Source organism: Anaerofustis stercorihominis (assembly GCF_024623185.1).
Classification (GTDB): domain Bacteria; phylum Bacillota; class Clostridia; order Eubacteriales; family Anaerofustaceae; genus Anaerofustis.
In genome coordinates, this window is record NZ_JANJZK010000008.1 from 44,182 (window position 1) to 69,852 (window position 25,671).

Annotated in this window: 29 protein-coding genes; 24 read left to right on the plus strand and 5 right to left on the minus strand. The window is 30.9% G+C overall.

Annotated features, from left to right (window positions below; all coding sequences use genetic code 11):
* The first annotated feature begins 193 nt into the window (after positions 1 to 193).
* Entirely contained in the window at positions 194 to 1,732 is a 1,539-nt protein-coding gene (locus tag NSA01_RS06080) for a sodium/proline symporter (RefSeq protein ID WP_257480605.1), read from the plus strand.
* Positions 1,733 to 2,301: 569 nt separating this feature from the next.
* On the opposite strand, the gene NSA01_RS06085 is transcribed toward NSA01_RS06080, so the two are convergent.
* Positions 2,302 to 2,523, minus strand: coding sequence for a hypothetical protein (locus NSA01_RS06085; RefSeq protein WP_257480606.1), 222 nt, complete (start codon positions 2,521 to 2,523; stop codon positions 2,302 to 2,304).
* Between the two features lie 37 nt (positions 2,524 to 2,560).
* Between NSA01_RS06085 and NSA01_RS06090 the strand changes: the two genes are divergently transcribed.
* The 4 genes from NSA01_RS06090 to NSA01_RS06105 all read left to right on the plus strand — a co-directional run bounded on the left by NSA01_RS06090 (position 2,561) and on the right by NSA01_RS06105 (position 6,282).
* Complete coding sequence (locus NSA01_RS06090) at positions 2,561 to 2,875, plus strand: hypothetical protein (protein ID WP_257480607.1); 315 nt, start codon at positions 2,561 to 2,563, stop codon at positions 2,873 to 2,875.
* Positions 2,876 to 3,042: 167 nt separating this feature from the next.
* The gene (locus tag NSA01_RS06095) at positions 3,043 to 3,459 is read left to right on the plus strand and encodes a hypothetical protein (RefSeq protein WP_257480608.1); all 417 of its coding nucleotides are present in this window, start codon (positions 3,043 to 3,045) and stop codon (positions 3,457 to 3,459) included.
* Between the two features lie 92 nt (positions 3,460 to 3,551).
* Positions 3,552 to 5,912, plus strand: coding sequence for a bifunctional diguanylate cyclase/phosphohydrolase (locus tag NSA01_RS06100; RefSeq protein ID WP_257480609.1), 2,361 nt, complete (start codon positions 3,552 to 3,554; stop codon positions 5,910 to 5,912).
* Between the two features lie 19 nt (positions 5,913 to 5,931).
* A complete protein-coding gene (locus tag NSA01_RS06105; protein ID WP_257480610.1) occupies positions 5,932 to 6,282 on the plus strand; it encodes an Hpt domain-containing protein in 351 nt (116 codons plus the stop codon).
* An 83-nt stretch (positions 6,283 to 6,365) separates the two neighbouring features.
* Here the strand turns inward: NSA01_RS06105 and NSA01_RS06110 are convergent, their stop codons facing one another.
* Positions 6,366 to 6,803: a GTP pyrophosphokinase gene (locus NSA01_RS06110; RefSeq protein WP_257480611.1), complete on the minus strand. Its 438-nt coding sequence runs from the start codon at positions 6,801 to 6,803 to the stop codon at positions 6,366 to 6,368.
* Positions 6,804 to 6,988: 185 nt separating this feature from the next.
* Between NSA01_RS06110 and NSA01_RS06115 the strand changes: the two genes are divergently transcribed.
* From NSA01_RS06115 to NSA01_RS06160, 10 genes are all read left to right on the plus strand, one after another.
* Positions 6,989 to 8,155 (plus strand): aminotransferase class I/II-fold pyridoxal phosphate-dependent enzyme, encoded by a 1,167-nt coding sequence (locus NSA01_RS06115; protein ID WP_257480612.1) that lies wholly within the window; start codon positions 6,989 to 6,991, stop codon positions 8,153 to 8,155.
* A 125-nt stretch (positions 8,156 to 8,280) separates the two neighbouring features.
* Positions 8,281 to 9,129, plus strand: coding sequence for a patatin-like phospholipase family protein (locus NSA01_RS06120; RefSeq protein WP_257480613.1), 849 nt, complete (start codon positions 8,281 to 8,283; stop codon positions 9,127 to 9,129).
* Between the two features lie 265 nt (positions 9,130 to 9,394).
* A complete protein-coding gene (gene vanG / locus NSA01_RS06125) occupies positions 9,395 to 10,429 on the plus strand; it encodes a D-alanine--D-serine ligase VanG (RefSeq protein ID WP_257480614.1) in 1,035 nt (344 codons plus the stop codon).
* A gap of 2 nt (positions 10,430 to 10,431) precedes the next feature.
* Positions 10,432 to 11,106, plus strand: a complete 675-nt coding sequence (locus NSA01_RS06130) for a M15 family metallopeptidase (protein ID WP_257480615.1) — start codon at positions 10,432 to 10,434, stop codon at positions 11,104 to 11,106.
* A 78-nt stretch (positions 11,107 to 11,184) separates the two neighbouring features.
* A complete protein-coding gene (locus NSA01_RS06135; protein ID WP_257480616.1) occupies positions 11,185 to 12,204 on the plus strand; it encodes an acyltransferase family protein in 1,020 nt (339 codons plus the stop codon).
* A complete protein-coding gene (gene vanT, locus NSA01_RS06140; RefSeq protein ID WP_257480617.1) occupies positions 12,197 to 13,318 on the plus strand; it encodes a serine racemase VanT catalytic subunit in 1,122 nt (373 codons plus the stop codon). The genes NSA01_RS06135 and vanT overlap by 8 nt, the downstream gene beginning before the upstream one ends.
* A 123-nt stretch (positions 13,319 to 13,441) precedes the next feature.
* Positions 13,442 to 14,269 (plus strand): Mrp/NBP35 family ATP-binding protein, encoded by an 828-nt coding sequence (locus NSA01_RS06145; protein WP_257480618.1) that lies wholly within the window; start codon positions 13,442 to 13,444, stop codon positions 14,267 to 14,269.
* 10 nt (positions 14,270 to 14,279) lie between these two features.
* On the plus strand, positions 14,280 to 14,573 hold the full coding sequence (locus NSA01_RS06150; RefSeq protein WP_257480619.1) for a Dabb family protein: 294 nt from the start codon (positions 14,280 to 14,282) through the stop codon (positions 14,571 to 14,573).
* Positions 14,574 to 14,668: 95 nt separating this feature from the next.
* Positions 14,669 to 15,370, plus strand: a complete 702-nt coding sequence (locus NSA01_RS06155) for a CBS domain-containing protein (RefSeq protein ID WP_257480620.1) — start codon at positions 14,669 to 14,671, stop codon at positions 15,368 to 15,370.
* A gap of 8 nt (positions 15,371 to 15,378) precedes the next feature.
* Complete coding sequence (locus NSA01_RS06160; RefSeq protein WP_257480621.1) at positions 15,379 to 16,032, plus strand: trimeric intracellular cation channel family protein; 654 nt, start codon at positions 15,379 to 15,381, stop codon at positions 16,030 to 16,032.
* A gap of 55 nt (positions 16,033 to 16,087) precedes the next feature.
* Here the strand turns inward: NSA01_RS06160 and NSA01_RS06165 are convergent, their stop codons facing one another.
* Entirely contained in the window at positions 16,088 to 16,543 is a 456-nt protein-coding gene (locus NSA01_RS06165; protein ID WP_257480622.1) for a DUF1307 domain-containing protein, read from the minus strand.
* An 859-nt stretch (positions 16,544 to 17,402) separates the two neighbouring features.
* On the opposite strand from NSA01_RS06165, the gene NSA01_RS06170 reads away from it, so the two are divergent.
* The 9 genes from NSA01_RS06170 (at position 17,403) to NSA01_RS06210 (ending at position 23,562) form a co-directional block, all read left to right on the plus strand.
* Positions 17,403 to 18,518 carry a helix-turn-helix domain-containing protein gene (locus NSA01_RS06170; RefSeq protein WP_257480623.1) on the plus strand — a complete coding sequence of 372 codons (1,116 nt, stop codon included), beginning with the start codon at positions 17,403 to 17,405 and terminating at the stop codon, positions 18,516 to 18,518.
* Between the two features lies 1 nt (position 18,519).
* Positions 18,520 to 18,729 carry a PLD nuclease N-terminal domain-containing protein gene (locus NSA01_RS06175; RefSeq protein ID WP_257480624.1) on the plus strand — a complete coding sequence of 70 codons (210 nt, stop codon included), beginning with the start codon at positions 18,520 to 18,522 and terminating at the stop codon, positions 18,727 to 18,729.
* Positions 18,730 to 19,647, plus strand: a complete 918-nt coding sequence (locus NSA01_RS06180; RefSeq protein ID WP_257480625.1) for an ABC transporter ATP-binding protein — start codon at positions 18,730 to 18,732, stop codon at positions 19,645 to 19,647.
* On the plus strand, positions 19,644 to 20,402 hold the full coding sequence (locus NSA01_RS06185; protein WP_257480626.1) for an ABC transporter permease: 759 nt from the start codon (positions 19,644 to 19,646) through the stop codon (positions 20,400 to 20,402). The genes NSA01_RS06180 and NSA01_RS06185 overlap by 4 nt, the downstream gene beginning before the upstream one ends.
* 96 nt (positions 20,403 to 20,498) lie before the next feature.
* Complete coding sequence (locus NSA01_RS06190; RefSeq protein ID WP_257480627.1) at positions 20,499 to 20,870, plus strand: GntR family transcriptional regulator; 372 nt, start codon at positions 20,499 to 20,501, stop codon at positions 20,868 to 20,870.
* 2 nt (positions 20,871 to 20,872) lie between these two features.
* Positions 20,873 to 21,715 (plus strand): ABC transporter ATP-binding protein, encoded by an 843-nt coding sequence (locus NSA01_RS06195; protein ID WP_257480628.1) that lies wholly within the window; start codon positions 20,873 to 20,875, stop codon positions 21,713 to 21,715.
* On the plus strand, positions 21,716 to 22,354 hold the full coding sequence (locus NSA01_RS06200; protein WP_257480629.1) for an ABC-2 transporter permease: 639 nt from the start codon (positions 21,716 to 21,718) through the stop codon (positions 22,352 to 22,354). It begins immediately after the preceding gene.
* A gap of 154 nt (positions 22,355 to 22,508) precedes the next feature.
* Positions 22,509 to 22,877: a DUF4180 domain-containing protein gene (locus tag NSA01_RS06205; protein WP_257480630.1), complete on the plus strand. Its 369-nt coding sequence runs from the start codon at positions 22,509 to 22,511 to the stop codon at positions 22,875 to 22,877.
* 235 nt (positions 22,878 to 23,112) lie between these two features.
* Positions 23,113 to 23,562 (plus strand): Hsp20/alpha crystallin family protein, encoded by a 450-nt coding sequence (locus NSA01_RS06210; RefSeq protein ID WP_257480631.1) that lies wholly within the window; start codon positions 23,113 to 23,115, stop codon positions 23,560 to 23,562.
* A gap of 39 nt (positions 23,563 to 23,601) precedes the next feature.
* Here NSA01_RS06210 and NSA01_RS06215 read toward each other — a convergent pair whose 3' ends face one another.
* Positions 23,602 to 24,003 carry a helix-turn-helix domain-containing protein gene (locus tag NSA01_RS06215; protein WP_257480632.1) on the minus strand — a complete coding sequence of 134 codons (402 nt, stop codon included), beginning with the start codon at positions 24,001 to 24,003 and terminating at the stop codon, positions 23,602 to 23,604.
* Positions 24,004 to 24,149: 146 nt separating this feature from the next.
* Positions 24,150 to 25,442: an NAD(P)H-dependent oxidoreductase gene (locus tag NSA01_RS06220; protein WP_257480633.1), complete on the minus strand. Its 1,293-nt coding sequence runs from the start codon at positions 25,440 to 25,442 to the stop codon at positions 24,150 to 24,152.
* Between the last annotated feature and the right edge of the window lie 229 nt (positions 25,443 to 25,671).

A 25,671-nucleotide genomic window follows, 5' to 3' on the forward strand; every position in this document is an offset into this window, starting at 1 on the left:
TAAGAAATTTATTTTAAAATACTCATAAAAACATAAAAAAGCATTATTTAAATTGATTGAATATTCAGTAATCTTGACAAATTTCTCGATTTAATATAAAATATTTAAAAGGTACTATAAGTAGATATAGTACCTTGATTTTTATATGTAAGTATTTTAAGGAATTACATTTATATATTAAGGAGAAATTGTTATGGAAACCAATCAAATCGGCATTTTGCTGGTAATAATCATTTACCTCTTGGGAATGATCGTTATAGGCGCGATGTTTTCAAAGAAAAATGAAACTGCAAATGATTTTTATCTTGGGGGCAGAAGGCTCGGACCTTTTGTGACCGCAATGAGTGCGGAAGCTTCGGATATGAGCAGTTATTTACTTATGGGTATACCGGGTCTTGCTTATATTTCGGGTATCGCGGATGCGGGTTGGACGGCTATAGGTCTTGCTATAGGTACATATGTAAACTGGCTTTTGGTCGCTAAAAGGATAAGGATATACACGGCAGTGTGCAAGGATTCCTTTACTCTTCCTGCGTTCTTTTCAAACAGATACAGGGATAACAAGAATTTATTGATGCTTCTGGCTTCCTTGGTCATTATCATTTTCTTTATCCCTTATACAGGTTCGGGATTTGCCGCATGCGGAAAATTATTCTCCAGTCTTTTCGGAGTGGATTATACTTTGGCTATGGTGGTAAGTGCGGTGATAATCATTTTATATACGGCTCTGGGAGGTTTCCTCGCTGCCAGTACCACGGACTTTATTCAAAGTATAATAATGTCGATTGCGCTGATCGTTATATTTGTCTTCGGTATCGGTGCCGCAGGGGGTATGGATGCGGTAATAGACAATGCGAAAGCTCTTCAGGGTTATTTGAGCATGTCTGCCACACATGATATGGCAAGCGGAGCATCCTCGCCTTACGGATTTTTAAGTATCTTTTCTACTCTTGCTTGGGGGCTTGGATATTTCGGTATGCCTCATATACTCCTTCGTTTTATGGCTATCGAAGACGAACAAAAATTAAAAATATCGAGAAGGATAGCTTCGGTTTGGGTAGTTATATCAATGGGTATTGCGGTATTCATAGGTATAATCGGTTACGGTATGTCAAAAGCAGGAGTGATACCAATGCTTGAAGGGGCAAATTCAGAGACCGTCATCGTACAGATATCACATTATTTAAGTACGCACGGATTTATATTCGCTGTCCTTGCGGGGATAGTGCTCTCGGGTATCATCGCGTCGACCATGTCTACCGCTGATTCACAGCTCCTTGCTGCGTCTTCCAGCGTTTCCGAAAATATAATAGGCGGATTTTTTGGCAAAGAGCTTGATGATAAAAAGAGGATGATAGTTGCGAGAAGCTGTCTTGTTATAATTGCACTTATCGGTATGTTCATTGCAAGAGACCCTAACAGTTCCGTGTTCGGGATAGTATCCTTTGCCTGGGCAGGCTTCGGTGCGGCTTTCGGTCCTGTTGTACTGTTCGCACTTTTCTGGAGAAGAAGTAATAAGTACGGAGCCCTTGCTTCCATGTTATCAGGGGGAGTAATGGTATTTGTATGGAAATATTTGGTAAGACCTCTGGGCGGAGCATTCAATATTTATGAACTTCTTCCCGCTTTTATAGTGGCTTGTGTATTTATGGTAGTGGTAAGCCTCATTACCGAAAAGCCCGATAAAGAAATCACGGATGAGTTTGATGAAGTTCAGAGGCTTTTAAAATAACATAGTAAAATAAAAAAGACCCTTTAGGGTCTTTTTTTGTTGACGGGGCGCGGAATCTGCCGAAGGCAGGCGTAGTGCCCCGTGATGTTTATTATATGTAGTTGTTTTTTTATTTCTTTATGCCCGGACATTAAAATATTTATATTATGAGTGATATAAGCTTTTTTTATCTTAAACGGATATTGATTTCTACCGCTAGGGGCACTACGCCTGCCTTCGGCAGATTCCGCGCCCCTGTTTATTATTTAATACAATTATTAAATTTTGAATATCTTTCTTTATGTTTAAGCCAAAAGTCTCTTACTAAGAAAGTCTTTATCAGTTAAAATTTTTAAGAAATTGTCAAAAAAGGTATAATTTTTGTGACAAATGTGGTATATTAAAACTAATGCGGTATATTTAAGAAAAAAACAAGAAATATATCATAATAAATAATAATATGTATTAATTTATCTTATAATTAAATCTTTTTTTATTGTTACACAAGGTATAGTATTTGTTTATGATAAGGAAGAGGAAAATAATCCGATAAATCCAACTCCGGTAAATCCTACGAGACCAACTACACCTCAATCCACACCTCCTTCTTCAGGAACAACGACCACAAATACAACTACAGTTAATGGCGGAGGAACACCGATAGCAGCTCCTGCTGTTAATGCACCTGCAGCTAATAATCCTGCTACAACGATAGATGACGCTGTAACTCCTCTTGATAACGGAGGGACTGTAGATATTCCTGATGATAAAATTCCTTTGGCAGAAGGGAACTCAAGCTGGGCATTGATCAATCTGTTATGTACTATTTTCTCAGTGTTATCAGGATTAATGCTTCTAATATTTGCAAGAAAGAAAAAAGAAGAATACTACGCAGAAGAATATTATGAAGCAGAATATGCTGATGCAGACGAATATTTACAAGAAAATAAGAAGAGAAGATTCTTTACAAAGATACTTGCAGCGATTGACGGAGTGATAGCACTTATCGTATTTATCTTAACGGAAGATATGAGTTTGCCTATGGCTCTAATAGATAAGTGGACTATATTTATGGTTGTATTTGCATTGATATCTTCAGTGACATTATTAATGGGATATAAAAATGCAAATGACGAAGCGGAAGAAGAAACAGTCGAAGCTTAAGTGTAAATAATAAAGCATTGATAATAAAAAAAGACCTTGATTTTAAGGTCTTTTTTTATTAGAATTATAAATAACAAACAAAACTCTCCAATTGTAACTGGTGTGTAACTGAGTTATGATATTATACTAATATAAAAGAAGTAATTCTAAGAAAGAGGGTTTTTGATATGGCACTAACACCTACAAAATTTATTCCCAACGAAATGAAAACAAGCATTGTTAAAATATATGCTTATGATAATAATAATCTTATTGGAACTTTATATAATCCATATTTAAAGGTTGAAAAAAAGTTTTTGTCTACCTTTAACTTATTAAACCTTATAGAAGAAACTATGGATGATATGGATTATCCTCAAGCTATCAATGAATGCAGAACATTTGTAGATAATAAAGAAAACAAAGAAGAACTGTCTATAGAAGAGATTAAGGAAAAAGAAATTTTGGCTACATTTAATATAAAAGTTTTATTTAGACAAAATGCTACATGGCAAGGTTCTATTGTATGGGTCGAAGATAATACGGTGAGTCAGTTCAGAAGTGTTTTTGAACTATTGGTATTGATGGATAGTGTACTTAAATAATAAACTTAAATCAAAATTTTATAATTTTTAAAGAAAAAACCTATGAGGTATTTTACTTGATAGGTTTTTTCCTTATCGGGGAAGGAAATAAAATGGAGAATTCATTAAGCTTATTGCCTGTCGGCGTTTTAAAAGTTGCGATTTTAGATGAAAATACTATAAAATTTGAAGAAGGAAACGATAATTTTTATGATATTGTATCTATAAATAAAGAGGCAATAAATAATACAGAGATAAAAAATATTATATTTGAATTATGCGGAAAAGAAATATTTAATAAAGAAAAAGCTAATATTTTTAAGGCTCTCAAATTAAATCAAGAGTATTCCAGCGAATTTGAAGTCAAATTAAAAGTGAATAATGATAAATGGGTTTTAGTAAGACTAAAGCTGGCATATGAAGAAAGTGGTTCCAAGATTATTTTTGTTTTGGTAGATATAAATAAACAAAAGCAAGTAGTCAATAGACTTGTATCTAAAATAGAAACAGCAAAATTGATCGATTCTATTTCTAAAGATGTACAATTTGAATATGATTGTTTTTTTGATACTATTACTATTCCTTTTGATGAAGCCGGAGAAAAAGATATTCCTGCTGTTACTTCCGATTTCATAAAATATAATATAGATAGACATGTTCATCCCGATTATATACATAAATTCAAAGAAATTTTCGAAGGCAAAAGCAAAAATGATAAGGGAAGTTTTGAATATAGAGGAAGCAGATTAAATAGTTCTGAATTCTTTTGGCTGAAAATTAGTTATTTTTATTTAAGAGATAGTAATGGTAATTTAAACAAGATTATAGGTAGATTTTCGGTTATAGAAAGTGAAAAGCAAGCTAGGATAAAACTTGAAAAGCAATTAAGCCTTGATCCGCTAACAGGTTTACTAAATAAAGTTGCCAGTGAAGCAATTATCAAAGAACTTATTGAAAATTCAAGTGAAAAAGAAAATAAACATGGATTATTGGTTATAGATGTAGATGACTTTAAAAATATCAATGATTCTTACGGACATAAAAAAGGAGACAGCGTAATAACTCTGATTGCCAAAACACTTGATAATACTTTTCGTTCTACAGATATCATTGGAAGAATAGGCGGGGATGAGTTTATTGTTTTTTTGAAGAATGTAGATAACGATATTATAATAAGAAAAGGCAACGAATTAAAAGATAAATTATTGAACAATCCTTTCCCTGTAAGTGTCAGTATTGGAATAAGTATATATCCTGATGACGGCAAAGACTATATAGCTTTGTTTTCTAAAGCAGATATCGCAATGTATCAGGCTAAACTTAATAAAAATGAAAAGGTGATTTGTTATAGCGGAAATGAGCCTAAGAGAGAAGAAAATATAGAGAAAATAAAAAAAGAAATTAAAAAGAGAGAAAGTATCTTAATTGTTGATGACGAAGAGTTAAACAGAGAAATACTAAGAACTGCTCTCGAAGATGAATATAATATATTAATGGCTTCTAACGGAGAAGAGGCATTAAAAGTATTTGATAAGAATAAAAATAAAGTAGTTCTTATTTTACTTGACATAGTTATGCCAAAAATGGATGGCGTTCAATTTCTAACAATACTTCGTAATGAGCTCAATGAAAAAGATATCCCTGTTATCGTTATTTCAGCAGGTGTGTCGGAAAATATGAATGATATGATTTATCAAATAGGTGTTGAGGATATAATGAGAAAGCCTTTTGATAATTTTGAAGTCAAGAATAGAGCTAAGAATTTAATAGATTTATTTAAATATCGTAATCATTTGGTAAATTTAGTTGACGAGCAAAAAGAAAAAATAGATAGGCAGATGAAATCTCTTCAGGAAAGTCAGTCAAGGATATTATCCAATTTAAGTACTTTAATTGAATTTAGAAGTTTAAAGAGCGGCGGACATGTAAATAGAATAAAAAAATATGTTAATATTTTATTAAAAGCACTTGTAAAAATAAACAATTCAAAGTACGATATAAGTAAAGAAGAAATAGATGTAATAACAGAAGCTGCGGCACTTCATGATTTGGGCAAAATAGCAGTACCTGACAACATAATTAAAAAGGGTTCAATTTTAAATTATGAAGAAAATGAGATAATGAAGACACATACTATTCAAGGTGCTAAATTTTTATCTAAAATTTTAGAGATAAAAGATGAATATTATATAGCAAGCAGAGATATAGCTTTATATCATCATGAAAGATATGACGGCAAAGGTTACCCTTATGGTTTAAAAGGAGATAACATTCCTGTGTCTGCTCAAGTGGTTGGTTTGATAGATGTTTATGACGCACTTACTATGGGAACTCCTAACGGAAATCCTATTTCTCATTCGAAAGCTTCTGAACTGATAATAAACGGAGAATGCGGGGCTTTTTCTGATGATTTGATATCAGCATTCATTGCAGTATTGGAACAATTTGAAAAAGTAGACAAAAGTAAAAGTTAAGCGAGAGGATGTATAAGTTATGAATGGTGTTTTAAATGAATTGAATGAATATGGCGTAGATATAAAATCTGTAATTGAAAGATTTGCCGGAAATGAAGAACTATGTACAAAGTTTATTCTTAAATTTGTGGATGATAAGAGTTTTAATGAGGCAAAAGAAGCTTTAATAGAAAAGGATTTTGAGCAAGTATTGGTCGGTGTACATACATTAAAAGGTGTAAGTGCTAATTTAGGTATGACTGATTTATATAAAGAATGCGATAATGTTGTAATAAAAATCAGAGCAAACGATTATGAAATAGAGCCTGACATGCAAAAGATAGAAGATGAATATAACAGGATCGTAAATATAATAAAAAAATATAAATAAAAAAGACCATTAGGTCTTTTTTGTTTCGGGGCACTACGCCTCACTTCGTGAGATTCCGCGCCCCGAATATCCTAAGTATCTGCTTACTTATAATCACCATTTAATATTTCAATTGCTTTTTTATATCTTTCATTTCTTTTTATATCTTTATTTGTTATTTTTTCGAGTCTCGTTAAATCCATATTATGTTTTAAATCAAGTAACTTGATTTTTCGTGCAAGATCATTTTTCTTTACTTTGTAAATATAATCAAAATAATCGTCTTGCTTTTTTGTTAAAGTATCAATAGCTTCGATTATATCAGTACTGAACCCTTCATTCAGTAAATCTTCTTTTGTAAGATTGCTGTCCTCCAGTGTGTCGTGTAAAAGTGCGGTAATGATTTCATCCTCTTCATTTAGTTTACTTTCTATATAAAAAGGATGCATTATATATGCCATGCCGCCTTTATCTGTTTGTCCTTCATGTGCATTAAAAGCAAGATTAATAGCCTTTTTTATCATAGGTGAATTTATATCCATAGATTTTTCTTCCAATATAATTTTTTTTATTATATCATATTATTACTTTAAATCGTAATAAAGTATATATGTTGACAAGATCCTAACATTATATTTTTAATTGCATATAATAAACAGATGTGATAGACTTTTCTTTGGTTATCACATTATATTTTATAGCAAGTATCAAACTAGGAGGAATATTAATGAAATTTGCAAAAAGAATGGATATGTTCACAGAAGGGATTTTTTCTAAACTTGCTAATTTAAAAGAAGAAAAAATAAAAGAAGGGATACATGTAGTTGACTTGAGCGTGGGTACGCCCAATATACCTCCGGCAGCTCATATTATTGATGCTTTGACCAAACAAGCTAAGGATTTGAACAGCTATTTGTATCCGTTAAACGATAAAGAGGATTTAAAAGCGGCAGTGGCAATATGGTATAAAAATCGTTACGGCGTTGATTTAGACCCCGATACAGAAGTCCAGTCTTTGCTTGGGTCTCAGGAAGGGCTTGCTCATATAGCGCTTTCCGTCATTGATCCCGGGGATATCGTATTGGTTCCCGACCCTTGTTACCCTGTCTTTGCCGACGGTCCGAAACTTGCAGGGGCAGAACTTTATTATATGCCTCAAAGAGAAGAGAATGGTTATGTAATAGACCTTGATGAAATACCGGAAGATATAAGACAAAAAGCTAAATTTATGATAGTTTCCTATCCAAACAATCCTACAACAGCAATGGCACCAGACAGCTTTTACAAGGATTTGATAGACTTTGCCAAGAAATATGATATTATCGTACTTCACGATAATGCGTACAGCGATTTGGTATTTGACGGCAAAAAATGCGGAAGTTTTCTTAGGTTTGAAGGTGCTAAAGATGTCGGGGTAGAATTCAACTCCTTATCTAAGACTTACGGGCTGGCAGGTGCAAGAGTAGGTTTTTGTGTGGGAAATAAAGATGTGGTAAGTAATCTGAATAAATTAAAATCAAATATGGATTATGGTATGTTTCTTCCCGTTCAAAAAGCTGCCATAGCCGCCATAACAGGAGATCAGTCATGTGTCGAGGTTACGAGAAAGGCTTATGAAAAGAGAAGAAATATCCTTTGTGACGGACTTAACAGTATAGGCTGGGATATTAAAAGATGTTCATCAACAATGTTTGTTTGGGCAAAAATCCCTAAAAAGTATTCTTCTTCAGAGAAATTCTGCTTTGACCTTTTAGATAAAACCGGAGTATTGGTTACACCCGGAAGTGCTTTTGGTCCTTCGGGAGAAGGGCATGTAAGGATGGCGCTTGTTCAGGATGAAGAAGAAATATTAAAAGCTATTGATAGTATAGATAAATCAAATATTTTAAAATAAATAAGGCTCGGTTTTACCGAGCTTTTTTGATTTGAACAAATGCTTATTTATATTAAAAGAATATTAAATTATTTTAAAACCCGAGTTTTGGTGGTATAATAAAAAATATTTTATATGGAGGCATTATGTATAATAGCGGACTTATATTGGAAGGCGGCGGGATGAGAGGGATTTATACTGCCGGTGTACTTGATTTTTTTATTGATAAAGATATTTATTTTGAAAACAATTATGGCGTTTCGGCAGGGATATGTCATGCTTGTTCTTATATTTCAAAACAAAGAGACAGAGCTTACAGAGTGAATGTAGATTATCTTGATGATAAGAGATATGCAAGTTTTTATAGCTTAGTCACTACCGGGGATTATTTCGGTGCTGATATGTTATATAATAAAATTCCAAATGAATTATATCCTTTTGATTTTAAAACTTATGATGAATTTAAAGGAAATTTATATGCGGTCATTACCAATATAGAAACCGGAAAAGCAGAATACATTAAGCTTAATGATATGAATGAAGATATTATATATGTTAGAGCTTCCAGCTCACTTCCTCTTTTATCAAGGAATGTACTTATTAACAAAAAAGAATATCTTGACGGAGGCATTACCGACTCTATCCCGATTAGGAAATCTATTGAAGACGGTAATAAAAAAAATGTAGTAGTTCTTACGCAGCCTGAAGGCTATCAAAAAAGTAAAAATAAACTCCTTCCTATGATAAAAATAAAATATAGAAAGTATCCCGAATTTGTAAATGCTACTGCTAACAGACATATCAACTATAATGAATCCCTTAATGTTATAGATAAAGAAGTAAATAACGGCAACGCTTTTGTTATAAGACCCAGCAAAAATATGAATATAGGAAGGTTGGAGAAAGACAGGGATAAACTGAAAGCACTGTATGATTTGGGTTATAAAGACGCGAAAAACAGTTATGATGATTTGATTGGTTTCTTATCAAATTAGGTTATTTATCGAAATGAGCCGGTTAAAGGGACTTTTATTTATTTTAATAGATTGTTAATTATTATTAATACATAATTAAAAGCTGTTAATAAATAAAAAATTATTTTTAATATTATCTTAAACGGGGCTTCAAGATTAAATTGAATAAAAAATATATAATAATATCAAATTTAGTAGTTAATATTAAATTTGATATTTTTTTATAAATAAAATCTTTGCAAAGTATTTAATTTAGTTTTAAAAATAATTTTTAGGAAGTGATAAAATGAGAAAATCAGTATTGGTAATTTTCGGAGGTAATTCACCTGAGTACGATGTATCTCTTAAATCTGCATACTCTGTAATTAGATCTATAAATAAAGATTTATATGAAATTAAACTAATCGGGATTAGCCGAAGTGGGGATTTTTATTTATATGAAGGTGATATTGAAAAGATAAATAATGATACTTGGCATTTAGATGAGAATTGTTTTGATGCTATGATATCGGGAAATAAGTCAGAGCATGGTATTGTTGTTATTAAAAACGGTGAAGTAATAAAAATACATATAGATGCTGCTTTTCCTATATTACATGGGAAAAACGGAGAAGACGGGACTATACAAGGTCTGTTCGAGCTAGTAAGTATACCTATAATTGGCTGCGGGATATTGTCTTCGGCTTTATGTATGGATAAATACAGAGCTCATAAATTAGTTGAAAGCATGGGTATTAAAGTACCTAAATCTGTTTTGATTGATAAAAATATAAAGGATCTCAGTAAGCACATTAAATATTTAGGACTACCGATATTTGTAAAACCATTAAAAGCAGGTTCATCTTTTGGCATTACTAAAGTTGAAGATAAAAAAGACTTATTTAAAGCGGTCGATAAGGCTTTTGAATACGATGATAAAGTAATACTGGAAGAAAATATCGATGGATTTGAAGTCGGATGTGCGGTGATTGGTAATGACAACCCGATAATCGGCGAAGTAGATGAAATAGAACTTTCCAAGGGCTTTTTTGATTATATTGAAAAGTATAATTTAAAAACTTCTAAGATACACATGCCTGCAAGGATAACCAAAGAAGAATCAAACACTATAAAGGAAACCGCTGTAAAAATTTATAAGATTTTAAACTGCAAAGATTTTGCCAGAGTGGATATGTTTATAACTGAGAACAGAGAAATAGTATTCAATGAAGTAAATACTATACCGGGATTTACAGAGCACAGCAGATTTCCCAATATGCTTAAAGGTATAGGAATGGATTTTGAGGATATCGTAAATACATTGATTTCTTTGGCGGTGTAATCATGAAAAGATTGTGTTTAGATAAAAATCAGGTATATAGCGGGGAACTGATATTGGTAAATGGGGATAATCCTATTAAAAAAATGATATCTAATAAAAATATAAGTTTAGTAGATAAAAAAAGTAATGTTTATTTAAATAAAACTGTCGATTATATGTTAAAAGAATTGCTATTCGAAATTGGCAGCAGAGATGAGATCGTATATGTAAGCGGATATAGGACACTTGGGGAACAAATAAAAATATATAATGATTCTATTGTTAAAAATGGTGAGTTTTTTACTGATAAATATGTTGCTCTTCCAAATCATAGTGAACATCAAACCGGGTTAGCTATTGATTTGGCGAAAAATGATGTAAATATTGATTTTATCCGACCCGATTTTCCACTTGACGGAATATATAAAGAGTTCAGAGAAAAAGCTCCCCATTATGGTTTTATAGAAAGATACTTAAAAGATAAAGAAAATATAACAAAAATATCAGCGGAACCTTGGCACTTTAGATATGTAGGCTTTCCTCATTCTGAGATAATCTCCCGAAATAACTTTGTTTTGGAAGAATATATAGAATATATAAAGGATTTTAAATATAGCAAAAAGCCGCTTACTGTTAAAGATAAAAATTTAAATATTGAAATATCATATATATGCTGTGAAAATGAAAAAATTGGGTAGACATTCCGGATAATGCTCCATATGTTGTTTCAGGAAATAATGTAGACGGTTATATATTGACGTTATGGAGGACTTGACATGAAAGTCTTTAAATATAATGGTATAGATTATTTTAGAATGATAGCCGCATTTTTAATCATTGCCATACACATAGGACCTCTTAGCAGTATAAATATTACATTGGATTTTGGTTTTACATATGTTTTATGCAGGATAGCTGTTCCTTTCTTTTTGATGACTACGGGATACTTTGTTTTGTATCCCGTAGTCATCAATAATGATGATACCTTAAATTTATTTAAATTTTTGAAGAAGACATTATTTTTATATCTTATTGCCATAATAATATATCTTCCGATCAATATTTATGCGGGAGAATTTTATTCGAATATTGGTATTATAGGTATTATAAGAATAATATTTTTAGACGGTACATTTTATCATTTATGGTATCTTCCGGCTGTAATCGTGGGATGTATATTTGTATTTTTATTAAGTAAAAAGTTTAGTATCAAAAAGATATTCATTATTTCTTTATTGTTATATATATTTGGTTTAATGGGAGATAGTTATTACGGACTTATAAAGAATATTTATTTTATAAATGAATTTTATGATGTTATTTTTAAATTGACTTCTTTTACACGAAACGGTATTTTTTATGCTCCGATATTTTTGATTATGGGGGTACTTATTAGAAAAATATCATTCAAAGCTGAAGCAAAAGAAGATATGATTTATTTTGTTATTTCAATGGTATGTATGCTTATTGAAGGTTTGATACTTCATCATTTTGATATCCAAAGACATACCAGTATGTATATATTTTTACTGCCTTCAATGTTTTTCTTCTTTCAAATTCTTTTGAGTATTAAAGGGGAACAAAATAAAGGTTTTAGAAATATTTCAATGTATATTTATATAATCCACCCAATATTTATATTGGCTGTACGAATGGCTGTGAAAGTATTTGATTTTATGAGTATTTTTACTGAGAATTCTGTTTTAAATTATATAACTGTCAGTATTTTATCTTATACATGTGCAGTATTAATAAATATTTTCTTTATTAAATATAAGGAGAATAAAAATGTATGATAAAGGCAGGGCTTGGATAGAACTGGATATAGATAATTTGAAACATAATGTGAATGAGTTTAAAAGAGTACTGCCTAAGGGATGTGAATTAATGCCTGCAGTAAAAGCTAATGCTTACGGACATGGTGATGTAGAAATTGCGAAAGCTTTAAATGAAATGGGTGTTTTATATTTTTGTGTGGCAACGGTATTTGAAGGTATAAAGCTTAGAAAATCAGGGATAAGGGGAGAAATACTTATACTGGGGTACACTCATTTAAAAAATATATACTTAATCAAAGATTACGACTTGACTCAAACAATAATTAATTATGAGTATGCAAGTTTAATAAATGAATGTGGTTTAAATATAAAGGTTCATATAAAAATAGATACGGGAATGCATAGGCTGGGAGAACATTTTGAAAATATAACAAAAATAATAAGGATATTGAGTTTTAAAAATATAGATGTCAATGGGGTATTTAGTCATTTATGTGTAAGTGACAGTTTGGATAAAAATGATATAGAGTTTACAAAACTTCAAATAAATCATTTTAATAATATAGTAAAAGTACTAAAAGAAAACGGTTATTTAAATTTAAAATTTCATCTTCAGGGAAGTTATGGAGTTCTCAATTACCCCGATTTAAAATATGATTACGTTAGAGTAGGTATCGCACTTTATGGTGTATTAAGCAATAAAAATGATATAACTGTGCTTGATTTAACATTAAAACCCGTTTTGTCATTAAAGGCGAGGGTAGAGGTAGTAAGGACGCTTTTAAAAGATGAAGCTATAGGTTACGGACTGGATTTTAAAGCGAAGAAAAAAAGTAAGATAGCTGTTGTATCCATTGGGTATGCCGATGGTATTTCAAGAAGGCTATCAAATAAAAAGGGAAGTGTATTGATAAAAGGTATTAAAGTTCCCATAATCGCAAGGATATGTATGGACCAATTATTTATAGATGTCACAAACGTTGAAGATGTAAAAAGAGATGACGAAGTCATATTTATAGGAAAATCAGGGAATAGGGAAATCAGCGTAGCGGATATGGCTTGTAGCATTGATACTATAACCAATGAAGTACTAAGCAGGCTGGGTGAAAGGCTTGAGAGGGTATATAAATAATGATTATGGTTTATTTATTTCACTCAATTTGTACTAAAAATCAATATTAAATGTATAAAAATAAGCATAATGGTGCTATAATGTATAGAAAATGTATATTTTTATAATTAAAGAGGTATTGATATGAGTGAATGTTCACATGATTGTTCAACATGTTCTGCTAATTGTTCTTCAAGAGAACAAACGAAAGAAGACTTTTTAGTAAAACCACATAAAAAAAGTAATATAAAAAAAGTAATAGGAGTCGTAAGCGGTAAAGGGGGAGTAGGTAAATCTCTCGTTACTTCGCTTTTGGCTTCCAAGATGAAAAAGGAAGGTTATAATGTCGGTATTTTAGATGCCGATATAACCGGACCTTCCATACCAAAGATATTTGGAGTGAGCGGAAATGTATATGCGACTGAAGAGGGCGCTTATCCAAAAAGCAGTAAAGGCGGAGTAGATATAATGTCTATAAACCTTCTCTTGGATGATGATACAAAGCCTGTCGTATGGCGTGGTCCCGTTATTGCAGGAGCTGTAGGTCAGTTTTGGACAGATATTATTTGGGAAGATATAGATTATATGTTTGTGGATATGCCTCCCGGAACAGGTGATGTTCCTCTTACCGTTTTTCAAACGCTTCCTGTTGACGGGATAGTAATAGTTGCATCTCCTCAGGAGCTTGTTTCCATGATAGTGGAAAAGGCTGTTCATATGGCAAATATGATGAATGTAAAAGTTTTGGGTTTGGTTGAGAATATGAGCTATATTGAATGTCCGGACTGCGGTAAAAAGATAAATGTTTTCGGTGAGAGTCATGTAGATGAAATAGCTGAAAAGTATAATTTAGATGTTCTTGCAAATATTCCTATAGACCCGGAAATAGCTGAAAAATGCGACAAGGGCGAAATCGAAGATTTGAATAAAAATTATGTAGATAAAGCTGTAGAAAAGTTAAAGGAACTGTAGGAGGATATATATGATAAAACATATCGTTTGTTTTAAATTAAAAGACAATAGCGAGAAATCATGTAAGATGGCTAAGGAAACGCTGATGTCTATGAAAGGTCATGTGGATATGATCAAGGATATCAATGTGGGCATAGATTTCCTTCATTCCGACAGGTCTTATGATATTATTTTGGAAGTTGTTTTGGATAATGAAGAAGCTCTTGATGCTTATCAAAATGACCCATATCATGTTGATGTAGTAAAGACTTATATGCATAAAGTAAGAGAAACCAGTGTTTCGGTGGATTATGTAATAGATTAATATTAAAGGGACCTATAAAGGTTCCTTTTTTTATAATATAAATTTATATATTATTTTATAGATAAGTATGTGTATAATATAGAAAGGAGGAGCTTATGAACAAAACAGAAGAATTCCTGCAGCTTTATAAACGATTGGAGCAGACTGCTGTGGTTGAATATAATTTTCCTAAAGACGGGAAGAGTATAAGCAGGCTTATCAATTTAAAATGTTATAAACATATCAGAAGGGAGCTTGAATACTGTAAGGAAATAAGAAATATACTTCAGCATAATCCCAAAGTAAATGATGAATATGCAATTGAGCCCAGTAATTCCATGATAGAGCTTTTAATGAATGTCTTAAAGCAAATAGAAACTCCAAAGAAAGCTATAGAGTTTGCTGTTGGTTATAATGATATTATAAAAGCTTATATAGGAGATAATGTACTTGATTTTATGAATAAAATGGATAGTAAAAAAATCAGCCATATCCCTATAATGAATGAGAATGGGATAGTTAGAGGAGTATTTGGGGAAAACACGGTTTTTCAGTGTGTACTTGATGAGGGTATAGATGAAATAAATGATAAAACCAGATTTTTTCATATAAAAAGATATTTATCACTTGATAATCCAATACTCGAAAAGTTTCTTTTTGTACATAAAAATACTTTAATGATAGAAATAGAAGATATGCTATATAATGCATATAAGAGAAATGACAAAATAGGGGTAATTTTTATTACGGAAAATGGTAAAGAAAATGAAAGATTAATTGGTCTTATTACTCCGTATGATGTAATAGGATATAAATAAGGAGAATTATGAATTTTATTTTTACAGAACAGTTTATAAATATATGTGAAATTATTGGAATAATAGCTTTTGCAATATCGGGAGCAATGGTTGCTATAGAAAAGGATCTGGACGTATTCGGTGTTGTCGTTTTAGGTGTTACGACCGCACTTGGCGGAGGGATAATAAGGGACATAATACTCGGTATGTTGCCTCCTAATATGTTTACAAATGGGACATATGCGGCTCTTGCTGCCGTCTCGGCATTAGTTGTATTTATATTTTCTTATTATAATTATAAATTTATTGAAGATCATATAAGTTTATTTAATAATGCTCTTAATGTGTTTGATGCCATCGGGCTTGGTGTATTTGTGATACTGGGTATGAACTCGGCTATATTTGCCGGATTTACCTATAATAATTTTCTTCTTGTTTTTGTAGGTGTAATTACGGGGATCGGGGGAGGAATGCTTAGGGATATAATGGTTTCGGATATACCCTTTGTTCTCAGAAAAAGGATTTATGCTCTTGCCTGCATAGTAGGCGGAGGACTTTATTTGGTAATGCTTAAAAATAATGTGAATTCTGATATATCTGTTCTTATAGGTATTTTCTCTATTATATTTATAAGGCTTCTTTCAAGAAAATATAAATGGTCTCTTCCAAAGGTAAAAAAATAATGTGTATTAATTTTCATAAAAAAATGCAGTTAATTTAACTGCATTTTTTAATATATTATTTTTCTAATGTCCAGCCTGCTTTTTGTAAACTTTCTTTGGTTTTATCCAATGATAATTTCTTTACATCACCGCTTGAACCTGTTACAGGCAGTAATCCCTTTGATATTACTGTTTTTAATGTTTCTTCATCTGTTGGTATAATAATCGTTTCTACAATCTTATCTCCGTTTTCTTCTGCCTTATATGTAATACCCTTAATATTTTTATAAGTCTCTTTTGATTCTTCGACTACTTTTTTTAACTGTTTGATTTGGCTGCTACTGAAATTTTTTGTATTTATTGTAGATGTTTGAGTTAATTTTGTGATTGTATCACCTTCTGCATCTGCAACCATTTTTACTTCTACACCATTTGAATTTAAATTAAATGTTGCTGATTGTGGTTCTGCACCGCATCCGGTCATCATAAATACAAGACCTAATGCCAGTACTACTTTTAGAAATTTTTTCATTTTTTCGTTCTCCCTATTTTATTATTTCTTATTAATTAAATCGTAATATATAGTATGAAATTTGTCAATTTATTTTTTAATATGTTATTTTAAATTTCTATATATCTTTATGTAAACTTTATTTTGTTTGATTAAATAATCATTTTGTTATATTAACACTTGTGCCGGTAATTGGCAGTAATTTCGTCGATATTGCTTGCCTTATATTTCTTGATTAGTTAGGCTAGTAATTTTTTAACGTATTTAATTTACTTTTTTCTAATTTTTATTTTACACTTTTAATATTTTTATAAGTTTTTTTGATTACTTTATTTAGTTGATTAAGCTGATATGTAATATATTGCTTAGTGTTTACCTTAAAAGTATGAACGATTTTTGTTATTTAATCCTCTTCTGTTTCGATAAACAATTTTACATCCGCACCGTTTGAATTTAAAGTAAATGTTATAGATTGTAATTCTCCACCGCATCGAGTCGTAATAAATACAAGACCTGATACTTACATAATAATTTTATAAGTTTTTTATGATTTATTTCCTTATTTAATAATTTAATTGTAAGAATAATATATCAAATATTTTATACTTATTTATTTTGCTGTTATAAAAGATAAAAATAGTGTCATAAAATGTAATACATATTGAAATATTTATGTAAATACTTCTTAAAATAAGATAGTGATTTAAGATATTTATTTTAAAATAAGGTATGGAATTTGTTGATTTATACGGAAATTTATTAATAAAATAAAAATAAATCATTAAAGTAAACTATTAGTTGATTTTATTAACTGAAATTAACTTTAAATCCATTGTTTATATTTTCTTTACAAATATAATAATATTAAGAGGTGAATAAAATGAAAGAAATAAATATTTCAAATATATTGATTAGAAAACGGAGAGAAAAGAAGCTAACGCAGGAAGATGTTGCAAATTATATGGGAGTTTCCAAGGCTTCGGTTTCTAAATGGGAAACCGGAGGAAGCTATCCGGATATAGAATTCCTTCCCAAACTTGCTACATTTTATAACATTTCTTTGGATGAATTACTTGGCTATAATCCTAATCTCACAAAAGAAGAGATAAGAAAGATTTACCATAGTTTAGCTGAGGACTTTGCAAAAAATGATTTTAATACTGTCTTTAATAAATGTGATGAAATAATAAAAGAATACTATTCATGTTTTCCTTTACTGCTTCAAATGGTACTTTTATTAATAAATCATTATACATTAGCCGGCAGTGAAGAAAAATCTCAAAAAGTAATCAATACTATTTTAGATTTATTGAAAAGAATAAAAAGTGAATGTGAAGATATTTCTATAGTAAAACAAAGTGTTATTTTGGAAGCGAATATATATTTAATGACCGGAAAACCCGAACAAGTTATAGAACTTTTAGGAGAAGATATTGTTCCCACAGCTAACAGTGATTCCCTTATATCAAGAGCTTATGAGCTTATGGGAAATTATGATAAGGCAAAAGAAATCACACAAATAACAGTATTTCAAAATTTGATGGACTTGGTTGGGAATATGCTGGTATACCTTTCTTTAAATAATGATAATAAAGAAGTTTTCGAAGAAACATTAGAAAGGCTTGAAAAATTAAACGAGGCATATCATATAAATCGCTTAAATCCAAATTCTATGATACAAGTTTACTATGCTGCTGCAAAATTATATATGGGTTTTGATGACCCTGACAAAGCAATTAAAATAATCAGAAAATATAAAGATGTAGCTGTAAAAGATTTCTTCCCTTGTACGTTACATGGAGATGATTATTTTAACATGATTGACGCTTGGTTTAAAGATTTCGATTTGGGGGAAAATGCTCCGAGAAGTGAAAAAGCTATTAAAGACGATTTAGTAAATGTAATTGACATGGATTCTGATTTTGAAAGGCTAAAAGAAAAAAAAGAATTTCAAAATATAGTTAATGAACTAAAAATAAATTTAGGAGATAATTAAAATGAATACAATCAGTAATATAGGCGAATATTTACCATTTTTGATCCCGATTATAATTATAGAATTGGTTCTTATGATAACGGCATTGGTGCATGTACTTAGACATGATAACTATAAAATTTTAAACAGACCTGTTTGGGTTATTATAGTATTATTTATTCAAATAATAGGTCCTGTGGTTTACTTTGTTTTTGGAAGAAGTGACGAATAGATGAATAGTTTAATAATAGAAAATTTATCAAAGAGTTTTGGTTCCAATAAAATAATAGACAATATATCTTTTTCTGTGCAGGAAGGATCAATCTTTGGCTTTTTGGGGGAAAATGGAGCCGGAAAGACAACTACAATGAAGATGATTTTGGGTTTACTTAAAAAAGATGACGGGATAATCAAAGTTTGCGGAGAAGAAGTTTATTACGGAGAAACCAAAACGAATAAATACATCGGTTATTTGCCCGATGTCCCCGCTTTTTACGGATATATGAGACCTACGGAATACCTTAAATTATGCGGCGAAATAACGGGGATGGATAGTAAAATATTAAAGAATAGAATTGAGGAAATATTAAATCTCGTAGGACTGGAAAATAATAATAAAAAAATAGGTGGTTTTTCGAGGGGAATGAAACAGCGCCTCGGTATAGCTCAGGCACTATTAAATGAACCAAAGCTATTGATTTGCGATGAACCTACATCTGCACTTGATCCCGTGGGAAGAAAAGAGATATTAGATATTCTCTTAAAGATAAAAGGAAAAAGCACCGTTATCTTTTCAACACATATTTTATCCGATGTTGAAAAGATATGTGACAGTATAGCAATCCTTCATAAAGGCAATATCGCTCTTAGCGGTGAAGTTGAGAAATTAAAGCAAGGTAAACGAAAAGATGTTTTGTCCATAGAATTTATAGAAGAAACTGATTTAGATAAATTTATGATGTTTGAAAAGATACTTAATTATAAAGAGCATATCAATGTGGAAGGAAAAAATGTTTTAATTTCATCAAATAATATAAATAAAGTACAAAGGTATGTGCTTTATGAACTGGGGAAAGAAAATATACTTCCAGCTAAAATCGAAATATTAGAGCCTACTTTAGAAAATCTATTTATGGAGGTGGTAAAATGAAAAGTTTTATGGCCTTTACTAAAAAAGAATTTTTGGAGCTTTTTAGGACATATAAAATACTTATAATTGCGGCAGTATTCTTGGTATTTTCCATGATGAACCCTGTAATTGCTAAACTGACTCCGCTGCTTGTTGAAAATTTTATGCCTGAAGGAATGAATATGACGATACCGGAGCCGGGTGCGATTGATTCATGGATGCAGTTTTATAAAAATCTGCCTTTGTGTCTTATAGTTTTTGTAATTGTATTTTCCGGGATTTTGACTGTCGAGATAAGTAACGGTACTCTCATAAATATGCTGACTAAAGGTTTAAGCAGAACAAATGTTATAATTTCTAAATTATTAACTATGATAATAATGTGGACTTTTTCATATATACTATATTTTGTGGTTACTTATATTTATACGATTTATCTTTTTCCTGAAAGTATAAATAATATTATATATGCTGCTTTGATGTACTATATATTTGGAATATTTATAATATCTGTTATGATATTTGCAAGCAGTATGTTTAATGGCAATTATGGTGTATTGTTGTTTACCGGGGGAGTAACTGTGGTATTATTCCTTATTAATATAATTCCTAAGATACAAAGATATAATCCCTTGAAACTAATCAATGATAATATGTCACTACTGCAAAACAAATTATCGGTTGGAGATTTTAAATTTGCTTTAATAACATTAACTGTTATGTGCATTGTATTTATTATTTCGGCAGTACCTATATTTAATAAAAAACAAATATAAAAATAAGCCTTAAAAAGGCTTATTTTTTAATATTTTACTTGACATATCTGTTATAACTGTATATACTGTATATATACAGAAAACGAGGTGAGGATATTGGATATAATTATAAGTAATGTCGACGATAAACCAATATATGAACAAATTTATACACAAATCAAGAATTTGATTGTCTCGGGTAAAGTAAAGGAAGGAGATCCTCTTCCTTCTATCAGAAGTCTTGCTAAAGATTTAAGGATAAGTGTAATAACCACAAAAAGGGCTTATGATGAACTTGAAAAAGACGGATATATTTATACTTTAAAGGCCAAGGGCTCTTTTGTTAATAAGAAGAACACTAAACTTATCAAAGAAGAAAACCTTAAGAAAATAGAAGAATATATAAAAGAGATAATCATACTTTCAAAGGTGTGTGATCTTGATACTGAAGAATTATTTGAAATGTTTAAGCTTATGGCGGAGGAATAGAAATGAATGCTATTGAAATAAATAAATTGACTAAAGAATATAAAGATTTTAAATTGGATGATATAAGTCTTGCTTTACCAAGCGGATATATAATGGGGCTTATTGGTGAGAATGGTGCAGGGAAGAGTACGACGATAAAACTATTATTAAATGCTATAAATGCTGATAAAGGACAAATCAACATTTTAGGAAAAAGCAATAAGGATAACTTTAAAGCTACCAAAGAAGATATCGGTGTCGTTTTGGATGAAGCTCATTTTCCGGAAGGCGTCAATGCGAAGCAAGTCAATGTGATAATGCGAAATACTTATAAAAACTGGGACGAAAAAGTATTCTTTGAATATATAAATAAATTTTCATTACCTCTTAAAAAAAGTTTTAAGGATTTTTCCAGAGGTATGAAAATGAAACTTATGATCGCTGTTGCACTTTCCCATGACGCAAAGTTACTAATTTTAGATGAAGCTACGAGCGGACTTGACCCTATAGTAAGAGATGAAATACTGGATTTGTTTTACGATTTTACAAGAGACGAAAGTCACTCGATCTTAATTTCATCACATATCGTTTCCGACCTTGAAAAGTTATGTGATTACATAGCATTTCTTCATAAAGGAAAATTATTATTTGTGGAAGAAAAGGATATTCTTCTTGAAAATTATAGGATACTGAAATGCAGTAATGCAGAATTCGACGATGTTGATAGAGATGCAATAAAAGGTTTGAGAAGAACAGATTACGGAGTAGAGGCTTTGGTTATAAAGGATATGGTAAACCCTGCTTTTAAACTCGAAAAGCCGAATATTGAAGATATTATTGTATTTATGGCTAAGGAGGTTAAATAAATGAAAGGTCTGATTATTAAAGATTTATATGAGCTTATAAAACAATGCAGGTTTGTACTTTTATTGTGTTTGATTTATATGATAATATCCATAATGGGTGAAAGCTCGACATTTTTCTTGGCTTTTGCAATAGTATTTATCTCAATGCTTCCTATTACCGTTATGGCTTATGATGAAAAAAGCAAGTGGGATAGTTATGCTATCACGATGCCTTATACGAGAAAAGAAATGGTTTTAAGCAAGTATATATTATCTCTAATTGGTATATTTTCTATGAGTATATTATATTTAATACTCAGGGGAGGAACATTTTTGATTATTGACGGCAACTTATCTATGTTACCGGAAATGGTTACTTCTATGCTTCCTATGATATTGGTCGCGATACTATTCAATTCCGTAAATTTTCCGATTATATTCAAATTCGGAGCTGAAAAAGGAAGACTTGCAATGATAATCCTTTGTGCTTTGGTAGGAGGGATATTCGGAGCTACGGCTGCCGGTGCAGAAGAGAGCGGAGATATCTTTGTTAGGATATTTTCCAGTATACCAAATATAGTATATCCTATTGCAGCAGTGGTTTTACTTATGGTTTCATTTTTAATATCAGTAAAAGTATATGAAAAAAGAGAATTATAAAACTTTAAAGACATCTTTATAAGGTGTCTTTTTTATGGGGCACTACGCCTCACTGCGTGAGATTTCGCGCCCCGTAGTTATACTTATAATAAACATATGGATTTTAAAATAAAGTCGTGTTAGAATTTAAATATTATAAAAAAGGAGATATGATATGAAAATATATAATATAAACAAAAACAATAAAGATATTTCTGTTATCGAAAGTGAAGATATATTGATAAATGATGTAAATTCAGGGTTGGATTTTGCTATGGAAGTTTCAAATATGACGGGAATAAATAATATAATAGTAAATAAAGAAGCTGTAGATGATGTCCTTTTTGATTTGAAGAATAAAATACTTGGGGAATTACTTCAAAAATATATCAATTATAATATAAAGTTTGCTGTAATAGGAGATTTTTCAAAGTTCAAAAGTAAGGCTTTGAATGATTTTATATATGAAATCAACAATGGCAGAGATTTCTTTTTCGTAGAAGATATTGATACTGCCGTTGAAAAAATGACTAGTAATCTTTAATAGAAAAATATAGGTTATAAGAGATATATTGGTATAATTGTAACATAATATTTAAAAATCAAATATAATATTACAAAATAGTAAAAATATTAAATAAAATTAGCACTCTCCTCTTGACAGTGCTAAAGAAAAGTGGTATATTATATTTGAACAAAGAGGAGGACCTTTCAACAGAGATTCAAATCCAAGTAGTTCAAGATTTGGGAAACATTTAATATGATAGGAGGAATGACTTATGATGTTACCTAGAATTTTGTCAGAAAGCTTATTCGATGATTTAATGGACTTTCCTTTAGAAAAAGATTTCTTTGACGGTAAAAATCTATTGTACGGAAAACATGAAAAAAAACTTATGAAGACCGATGTCAGAGAAAAAGACAATAACTATGAAGTAGATATTGATTTACCGGGTTTTAAAAAAGACCAAATTTTAGCTGAATTAAAAGACGGATATCTAACAATCAGTGCCAGTAAAGACCTTGACAAGGAAGAAAAAGACAAAGAAGGAAAGTACATCAGAAGAGAACGATACAGCGGTTCCTGTGCCAGAAGCTTTTATGTGGGAAGTGATGTCAAGGAAGATGAAATCAGTGCTAAATTTGAAGACGGAATATTAAAAATAGTTATCCCTAAGAAAGATGTAAAAGAAATAGAAGGAAAACGAATGATTTCGATCGAGGGATAATATGCAAATAGAAAGGACTGTCCTTTGACAGTCCTTTTATTATTCTTTATTTATAAGAGTGATACCAATACATATCAGAGATAAACTTAGAAGTTTAATACTGTCTCCGGTATTCATTTTACCCATTACATTTAGTACAAATGTACCTACGGAGAGTGCAAATCCGACACATTTAAAAATAAGCATTATAGTATCTTTTATATTTGATTTTTTTATTTCATTTTGAGTATCGTTTCCTGAGTTACTTCCAAGCAATTTATTGGGGTCGATATCCAATATTTCCGATAATTTCGGTATCAATGATATATCGGGATAAGAAAGCCCTCTTTCCCATTTTGATACTGCTTTATCCGTTATATTTAATTTATTCGCAAGTTCCTGTTGAGTCATGTTTTTTTCTTTTCTCAGACTGCTTATAAGCCTGCCCATTTCGTTGTCCATTTTAATGCTCCTTTATCTTTGTTTAATTATATTATAAATTATCATTAAAATAAAGGATATCCATACAAAGTAGAAATTGGTAAACCTATGGTTTAGTTCCTATTTATAAAAAAGAAATCCTTATTTGTAAGGATTTCTTAAGGTCATTATTCAAAAATCTTATCTTGTTCTTGTCTTAATTTTACGACAAGAGAATCTTCATCGAGTATAACATCATCGTATGTTACTACTTCGCCTTTTTTAACATCTTTTGCCATAACCGTATTTGAATTTATAAGTCCAATGGGAAGAGCATTTAATTCTTTTGCGGTTTCTCTTTTATCGATTGTACCATAAGTAGAAAATCCGCCGATACCGTCGATTTTTTCACCTTTCTTAAGGTCTTTTTTAGCAACAGTTATCGTTTCGCATACCAAGCCTTTCATAGGAACTATTGTATTAGCTTTGTCCAGCACTGCTCTTGCTATTGTAAGAGGTGTTTCCATTCCGCATAAATGATAAGGTCTGTATAATACATAGTTCGGACCGTCACCTATTCTTAGATATTGAAGTTCGTGATGAACGAATTCAAGGTCTGTTGAGATTATGCAGAATACTCCGGGAGCGATTCCGTTTACCCATTCCACAACTCCGTAATTATTTAAAATACCACCTTCTTCTTTTAAAGATAATATTTTAACCAATTCTTTTATATCGCTCTTTGGTCCGTGACCTCCTCTTACATCCGGAACGAGCCCTGTAGAGTTTGCCATACAGCAAAGTTCAACCATATTTTTTGTGCCGTCCGAGAATGAACACTGCATTTTTGGACTAACGCCTCTGCTTATTGCGTAATCTCTTATACTGTCAGGTGTACATGAGTGATCTACTTCATTGTTTTTACCCTTTCCAATGACTTTGATATCGAATGCCAAAGCTTCGCAGAAATCAAACATTTCCTTTACCGCCCCCGGTTCGTCTCCGGCACTTCCTGTATAGATAACACCTGCTTTATCCGCTTTTTGTTTTAGTATAGGTCCCACTACCACGTCTGATTCAACGTCAAGCATTACGATATGCTTTCCGTTATTTATCGTATCTATAGCTATTTCTGCCCCGATATCCGTAAAACCCGTAGCGTCAACTACTGCGTCTGTGCCTTCTACGAATGAAGCTATGCTTTTATCCTCGCTGACAACGATTTTACCTTTATTGATAGCGTCGTTTGCTTGTGATAATTTGTTTGTTATTATGTAGTCATCTTTTGTGATATTTGATTTTGTGAATGCGTATAAAACTTTATCTACATCTATATCACAAATAACGGAAGGTGTCATTCCCTTCATTTTATAAAGCTGACTTATCAATCCTCTTCCCATTTGTCCTGCACCTACAATACCTACTCTTATAGGTTTATTATTTTCTTGCAGTTCTTTTAATCTGTAATTCATACCTAGCATAAATTTGTTTCCTCTTTCCTCTTAAACTTTTTACAAATCCCCTCAAATTTGTACATATTTAAGCAGGATAATTATAACACCATATTTTATAATTATACAAATTTTAATTAAATTCTAATTAATATGATATATGATAATGCTTTTAAAATAAGCAAAATTTCACTATCTATAAAAAATAAACTTTTGTAATAAATATTGATATTAAAGGGACATTGACATATAATATAAT